Consider the following 6,000-nt stretch of genomic DNA (forward strand, 5'->3'; position numbering starts at 1 on the left):
GACTGGGCCAGCACGGAGCTGGCCCGCGAACGACAGATCCCCACTCGATCAAAGGAGCGCGCATGCCAGCATTCGACGTGCTTATAACCATTGCCGAGCAAGATGCCGACACACCTCACGAGGCCGCGCAGCAGGCCCTGGACGACCTTCCAGCCCTCCTGCCGACCATCCACCTCCTGACCGTGATCAACACAGGCAGCGGCGAACGCGTGCTGGTGGACCTCAGCCAAGCCAGTCCGCCCGCAACCTCCACAGATCACTAGGGCGCGGCTTTGGGGCCCGTGCTACGCCCACGCACGCTGTGCGCGCTGGTGGCGCCGCGCCACAGCGTCCCAGCCGATCCCTTATCCAGACACGCAGCCACAAAGGGAACTGACATGCGTGGAGTCACTTTCTACAGCTCCCTCAACGAGACCGTGCAGCTCGCGACGTCCATCGCCGCCGCACTGCCCGGATGTTGGCAGGGGTTCAGGGCCGTCTCCACAGCTGGGCCTCGTACGAGACGCAGGTGCATCTCGCCCACGCCCATCCCCAGATCAGCCAGCCAGCGCCAACCCAAGAAGGCGTGACGCTCATGGCCACTCGGGAACCCGACCAGAACACCGCCACACCGCTGTTCGATCTCCCGCTCCAGACATATCTTGCTGAAGTTCGCGCCCGGCACGCACAGATGTCCTATCCGGACCGTACGACCCTCCTACTGGCCCGCGACGACGTGCCCCGCCTGATACGCCTGGTCGAGGCGATGCTCATCGCCCATCAACCAGACGAGGACACGATCAACCACGCCCTTCAGCCGCAAGCACCAGCCCCGGCGCCGGGACAGGCGTGCCACCTCCGGCCCCCCTGCCCGCGAGCATCGACCGGCTGGTCATGGGACCCCAGGACGCAGACATGGATACGGGCCTGCGCGAGCCACGGGACCAGCCTTTGGCCGAACGAACAGCACTGGTTCGTGGCCGATCACAACCAGGACGCAACGGAACCGTCAGCTGCGTGTTAATGGACCTTCGCCGACGCCATCGTCGACGCCGTATGCATCCTGGATGTGCCCCCAACTGGTCACGGTACGCGGTGCCGACACTGAAAGCCTGTCCCGCGTTGTTCTTTGCGACATGCACATCCAGGACACATCCGTCATCGACCACCGCCGTAATGAGCTGCTGATCGACGGCGGCTCGGAAGTACAGCGCCCTCTCGAGACGTACAGCGTCTTTGCCTGCACCGCACGGAGAACATCTCCGGGATCGGCTGGACCACACGCTCGAGGAGGCTGGACTGCGAGCCGCCCTTCGTCGGTTCACATCGCTGTGGGCGGGGCCTATTGCTGGCTGTGCCCCTGGTCGTACCCCTCGTCGACCAATCCCAGGGCGCGTAGTGCTTCGAGCGCCGCCTCCCAAACTGGACCGCCCGGGCAGGGAAGATCCGAGAGTGGAGGCGGGTCAATGGTGATCGGAATGAATTCCTGCGGCGCCTTCGCTGATCCCGGTGAGTCGAGATCCGCGACCAGGGCCTGGTGAGCGCGGAAAGCCAGGTCAAAGGCAAGAGTGGTCTTGCCGCTGATGACGCCACGACGGCCTGACAGAAGGCGCGCCAACGCTTCCTGGGAGGCGGTGGAGGGTTCCGTTGCTGACCGGCTGAAGTCGGCCAGGGACGACGGGGCGGTGCGTGCGCGCTCTTCGACCGCTCGGCGTGCCACGGTGTAACGGGTGCCGGGGTGCTCGGCCATGTAACGGCGTACCGCGCGGTCGAATTCGCGGCTGCGCGAATGCGTCATGAGGTGTCCTTACCTTCCGGCCAGCGGCCCCACGCGTCGCGGCCGATGAGGCTGGTTCACATCATGCCGACAAAGCGCGTGAGTCTCAGACTCTTGGCCTCCAACGGTCCCAGTGGCGTGGGCGGGGACCTGGACGACAGGCAGTGACGCGGATCAGCCCACCCGTAACGATACCGGACCATCCCTCCATCACCTAGTGCCTCCCTTCCGATCAGAGCGGCAGACCTCTGGGAAGGGAGCCGGCCTGGAAAGGGCCCAGCAGAGCCAGCGCTTCGTCATCCGCTGCTGCAAGGCTCCGCTGGACGCGAACGCCGGGAGGCGTGACCAGCAACGCGCGCTCCAGCACGCACACCTCGAGAAGGGAACCTCCTGAACGACCGCTACAGCCATCCTGCCTCCCCGTCCGCAGAACCTCAGCAGAACAACCACACCGGCCTGAGCTCCCCCGACGACGCGGGCCCGCCAGCCACGCAGCCGCAACCCAGCGCCCCGCGCCGAGTGCCGATTCGCGTCCGCAGCTCGAGCACCGGCAGCGTTCTCGTCGAGTGCGTCGCTGGCCATTTTCTTCGCACTGTCCGCCCAGGAGATTGGGCAGGGTCTCGTGACGAAGCGCACGCCCGCGACCCCTCCTACCGCACCCCGTGCTCTCGGTGCACGGAAGCAGGTTGACGCCTTCCATCCTGCCGGCCCCCGCCGGCCGCCCGATCGCCGTCCTCTCGTGGGGGCTCGGCGTCGACTCAACAGCGATCTTGCTGAGGTGGATCCTCGATCCGACCAGCCGCGAGTTCGACTTGGACGATCTGGTGGTGTTGGTCGCCCAGACCGGTGACGAGTGGCCGATCACCGGGGAACTGGCCGAGCAGTACGTCTTTCCGCTGCTGCGCCGCCACAAGATCCGTCTGGTCCAGCTCGCCCGCACCGCCAGGACAAAAGAGGCGGCAGGCGGTTGCAACTACACGGTGCTGGACGACACCCGCTCACCCACCCGCTGCTACATCGAAGGCCTGTACAAGCTGTCGGACGAGATGTTCCACAGCGGGACGGTTCCCCAGACCGGCGGCAAACGTCTGTGCAGCGTCCACGCCAAGGGCGAGCTCTTGGACTGGTGGGTGGGCGCCTACACCCAAGGCCGCCCCTACACGCACGCGGTCGGCTTCGAACTGGGCGAGCTTTCCCGCCGGGACCAGGACTTGCGCAAGAGCAAACTGCCCGGACGCCAGGCGCTGTACCCGTTGATCGACTGGGGGTGGTGGCGCGAGGACGCCTACGACTACCTCTTGCGCCACCTCGGAGTGGCTTACGAAAAGAGCGCGTGCCAGATGTGCCCATATGCCCTGACCAGCGCCAAGGGACGAGGCCGCACCATCCCACGCTATCTCGCCGCGCCGCACCTGGCGATGCTGCCGCTGCTGATGGAGCACACCGCGGTCGCGCTCAACGAGCGGCAGGGGCTGATCGGCGGCAAAAGGCTGGCCGACGAACTGCGGCGCCACCCCGACGCCGGACCCCTGCTCGCCCTGTTCGCTGAGCACCTGGACGCGCAGCAGTGGGCTGTCTACGACGTGCGCAGGGCGTTCGTCCAAGGCAAAGACGGCCGCGCCGCCTCAGCCCGCTCGCTCGAGGTCGTGGAGCTCGGCTCCCAGAAGGACGTGCGCGCCCACCTGGACCTCATCGCCGAGAAGCACGGCCGAAGCGTCGAGCGTGACGGCATCCACCGGCGCTTGAGGCTGCTCAACCGCCAGCCGACTCTGCCGACTGCGGAGCGCTCTTTGGTCCTGTCACCCGCCACGGCAGAACCGAAGGTGGCGCCGGCCTTCCCGAAGATGTGGGAGACCGGCTTGGCAGGAGCCGCGATATCGCAAGAGGAACTGGTGCTGTGAAACCGGGCGGGCATGCCGCCCTCACCAACGGCACCAGCCGCGCCGCCTGATCGTCCGTTCCGCCCTGACGCCCACATTCTCGCCAGCGCACCGAACTGATCACCCTCACCAGGTGGGCCGCCACCCCAACGTCGGCGGCCGCCCTCGGGAAAGGAACACGTCCTGCACCGTTACACCCCCAACAAGACCCGCGCGGCACGACGCCGAGCGCGTGCTCTGCGCCGCCTGTACCGGCACCACCTCGAAGGCTCCGGCACCCGCACCGAGGTGTCCGCCGACATCGTGGCCGACGTCCTGCTTGACCTGCCGACCGGAGCGTGGCTGCGCCTGCTGCGCACCGGCCTGATGAACGCGCTGGAGGAACGACACGGCGAAGGCATCGCCAAGGACCTCGACCTGCTCCCAGTCGGTCTGCGGCACTATCCGGAGAACTGGTGACCCCACCGTGTACATCCTGATCGCGGACCTCAACGACGACGGTGTTCCGCACGGCGAGGTGCACTTCGGGCCCTACCTCGACGACGACTCTGACGTAGCCACTGCGGCTGTCCACGCCTGGGCTCGCGCTCACGGGTACGTCCCGGACAAGGGCGAGGTCCTCATCACTCGCAAGGACGTGACTGAGGTGGAACTTCACAGCCTCCACCTGCACGACGCCGGCGAACGTTCCGCTCCAGGTCGCTTCAATGGGGTGGCCGTCAACGACAAGGCCACGCTGCGAGCACTGAGCTGATCTGCGCCTGCAGTTCTCACGCACCGAGCAGCTCCGCTCTCTCCCACAGCAGGCATCGCCCCGACCTTTTGCCGTGCCGCGTGTCGCTACACCAGCGGCCGCAGCCTGCGCACCCGCGCGTCACCTTCGGGCCCGCCCTCGTCCCGGGCGGGCCTTCCCCTTTCCCGCCTCAGGAGCACTGGGGCGGTTCTCATCGTGGAAGGGACAAACCTGAACCAGCACTCCGACCCCGTAGTGATCGAGGAAGGCCACGTCGCGATCGATGTGACGTTCACCGTCTACGAGGAATGCGAGCACACCGTGGACACGACGTTGATCGTCCCGGAGTTGATCGCGTACAGTCCTGCTGCTGTCGAGGAGTTCCTGCGAGACGAAGAGGCCTGGCTGGACGACTTCGACCCGGCCGCGTCCGTGTCTGTGAATGAGCGCCGCATCAGTGATGTGCAGATCGTGCTGCGTCGAGGCCACGTTCAAGCCGGCGCTGATCGTTCAGACGCTGAGCATGACGTCGGCCTTCGACGGCGCTACGTGCTCGCTGGCCGGTGGCCTGCCGAGCATGCCGGCGCCATCGTCGACCACGGCTGGTCCGTGGCCAACGCCCCGCGGCCGCTGAGCGGTCGGCTCTGCTGGACCGGCGAGTGTCTCGACGGGATCCATTACGCTGCAGGTCCGTTGCCGGAGTTCGCCGCACGATGGCATGCCGACAACGCGACGCTCCTTGTGCCCATCACCCCGGCCGAGGCGGTGGCCAAGCTCCGAGCCGTTGTCGCGGTGTACGGCTACGACTGGAACGTCCTCGCCGCCAGCCGTCCTGAACAGTTCCAGTGGTGGGCTGAGGACCTGCAGCTGCCCTGGGAGCCCGCCTGGGCCGCACTGGATGCGGCCGCGGTCAAAGCGGAGGCTGAGGGTGCCTAAGCGCGGGCGGCCCGGTCCTGGGCAACTGGACCTGTTCGCCGTCCTCGAGGCCACCGCACCCACCTCACCGGCCCTTCCTGATCCCACCAGCGAAACCGTGGTCGAGCCGCCCGCTCCTGCATTGACGGCGCTGGCGACCGCACAGGCGAAAGTCCTGCGGCCGGCTCGGACGACGCGCGCCAGCGTGTCACCGGCCCGGATTGCGGAAGACGTCGAGGCCGCCTGGCACGCACACCACGGCGGCAGCGACATCGTCATCCCGCTGAGCGTGGTCGCTGCTCTGGCCCTGGTGAGTCAGCATGACCCGCGCGGCCCCGATATGGCCGCCGAATTTCTCACGCTCGAGCCTGACGACCTCCTGCAGGTGCTGCGCGACATCTGGTCGATCGCCTGGATCATTCACCCCTACTTGATCGGCACCATCGCCCTGCCCCTGCACAGCTGGCTGCACGACGATCAGCGGCCGCGTCCGCAGCTTGCCCGGGCCGTACATGCCGTGGCGCACGCCGCAATCAACGCGGGCCAGTTCGCCCTCACCGGGCACCCCGACCCGGCACTTCGCCGGGACGCCGACCTGCTGGGGGCCATGCTCACGCAGATGCGCACCAACAGCGCCAGCCGGCCGCTCGGCGCGTTCTACAGTTCCGCCTCGCACGCCGACCTCATGGCGCAGATGATGTTGGGCGACAGCGCCG

At 67.3% G+C, this 6,000-nt stretch carries 7 protein-coding genes; 6 read left to right on the forward strand and 1 reads right to left on the reverse strand.

Annotated features, from left to right (window positions below):
- Positions 1-62: 62 nt before the first annotated feature.
- A complete protein-coding gene (locus AB0J09_RS20765) occupies positions 63-263 on the forward strand; it encodes a hypothetical protein (RefSeq protein WP_360693212.1) in 201 nt (66 codons plus the stop codon).
- 1,058 nt (positions 264-1,321) lie between these two features.
- Here AB0J09_RS20765 and AB0J09_RS20770 read toward each other — a convergent pair.
- The gene (locus AB0J09_RS20770; protein WP_360693215.1) at positions 1,322-1,777 is read right to left on the reverse strand and encodes a hypothetical protein; all 456 of its coding nucleotides are present in this window, start codon (positions 1,775-1,777) and stop codon (positions 1,322-1,324) included.
- A gap of 665 nt (positions 1,778-2,442) precedes the next feature.
- On the opposite strand from AB0J09_RS20770, the gene AB0J09_RS20775 reads away from it, so the two are divergent.
- From AB0J09_RS20775 to AB0J09_RS20795, 5 genes are all read left to right on the forward strand, one after another.
- Positions 2,443-3,657, forward strand: a complete 1,215-nt coding sequence (locus AB0J09_RS20775; protein ID WP_360693217.1) for a hypothetical protein — start codon at positions 2,443-2,445, stop codon at positions 3,655-3,657.
- Between the two features lie 267 nt (positions 3,658-3,924).
- Positions 3,925-4,095: a hypothetical protein gene (locus tag AB0J09_RS20780; protein ID WP_360693220.1), complete on the forward strand. Its 171-nt coding sequence runs from the start codon at positions 3,925-3,927 to the stop codon at positions 4,093-4,095.
- 7 nt (positions 4,096-4,102) lie between these two features.
- Positions 4,103-4,390, forward strand: a complete 288-nt coding sequence (locus tag AB0J09_RS20785) for a hypothetical protein (protein WP_360693222.1) — start codon at positions 4,103-4,105, stop codon at positions 4,388-4,390.
- 195 nt (positions 4,391-4,585) lie between these two features.
- Positions 4,586-5,305: a hypothetical protein gene (locus AB0J09_RS20790; RefSeq protein ID WP_360693225.1), complete on the forward strand. Its 720-nt coding sequence runs from the start codon at positions 4,586-4,588 to the stop codon at positions 5,303-5,305.
- Positions 5,298-6,000: hypothetical protein (locus AB0J09_RS20795; RefSeq protein ID WP_360693228.1), on the forward strand; the 703-nt coding region annotated here is incomplete at its 3' end. The genes AB0J09_RS20790 and AB0J09_RS20795, both read left to right, overlap by 8 nt.

The organism is Nonomuraea sp. NPDC049784, from assembly GCF_040659615.1.
In the GTDB taxonomy this organism is placed as follows: Bacteria; Actinomycetota; Actinomycetes; order Streptosporangiales; family Streptosporangiaceae; genus Nonomuraea.